Origin of the sequence: Microbacterium sp. CCH5-D1 (assembly GCF_001557335.1) — a bacterium.
Taxonomy (GTDB): domain Bacteria; phylum Actinomycetota; class Actinomycetes; order Actinomycetales; family Microbacteriaceae; genus Microbacterium; species Microbacterium oxydans.
The window spans coordinates 1-276 of record NZ_LSJW01000027.1; the positions used below are offsets into that span (position 1 = coordinate 1).

General features: G+C 73.6%; 1 pseudogene. It reads left to right on the forward strand.

Annotation, left to right across the window (positions count from 1 at the left end):
• Nucleotides 1-276 (forward strand): annotated as a pseudogene (locus tag AX744_RS20475) (hypothetical protein); the annotation flags it as partial.

Sequence of the window (276 nt, forward strand, 5' to 3'; positions counted from 1 at the left end):
CGACACCACGGAGGTCACGGCCGCCGCGGCTGTCGATGCCGCTGACACGGTGCAGGCGGGCACGAGCCTTCCGGTGACCGGTACGAACTGGCCGGCGAGCACGCAGGTCTCGGTGCAGCTGACGGCGCCGGGTGGCGGGAACGTCGGCGGTCCGGTGACGGCCACGACCGACGCGTCTGGCGGGTTCACGCTCGACTACCCGGTTCCCGCTTCCGCGACGCCCGGCGCGGGCTACACGGTGACGGCGACTGTCGGCACCCAGACCGCGACCGACAC